Genomic DNA, 422 nt, shown 5'->3' with positions numbered 1-422 from the left:
TCGGCGGGCAGGTCGCCGGCTACGCCGAGTACCGGCGCCGGGGCCCGTCGGTGGCGTTCACCCACACGGTCGTCGAGCCGGCGTTCGAGGGCCGGGGCGTCGGCTCCGCCCTGGCCCGGGGTGCGCTGGACGCGGTGCGGGCGGAGGGCCTCTCGGTGCTGCCGTTCTGCCCGTTCATCCGCAGCTGGATCCAGCGGCACCCCGGCTACGCCGACCTGGTGCCCGAGGCGCGCCGGGCGCAGTTCGCCCTCCGCTGACCGGCGGAACCGATCCCCGTTCCGACCCCGTCTTCGGGGCATGGACGCCGTTCCCGCCCGCCTCCTCGCCCCGGCCCTCGAACGCCGGCTCGACGACCGTGTGGGTGAACGCCACCGACGGGCCCCGGCGCCGGTACTCGGCGTAGCCGGCGACCTGCCCGCCGA

Annotated in this window: 1 protein-coding gene; it reads left to right on the top strand. The window is 77.3% G+C overall.

Going from position 1 to position 422, the window contains the following annotated elements; translation table 11 throughout:
* On the top strand, nt 1–257 hold a 257-nt coding region (locus E9529_RS21555), incomplete at its 5' end, for a GNAT family N-acetyltransferase (protein WP_236833293.1).
* Between the last annotated feature and the right edge of the window lie 165 nt (nt 258–422).

The organism is Blastococcus sp. KM273128 (genome assembly GCF_021698975.1).
GTDB lineage: Bacteria > Actinomycetota > Actinomycetes > Mycobacteriales > Geodermatophilaceae > Blastococcus.
Note: the sequence above shows the minus strand (reverse complement) of the source record. Positions and strands in the feature narration are given on the sequence as shown.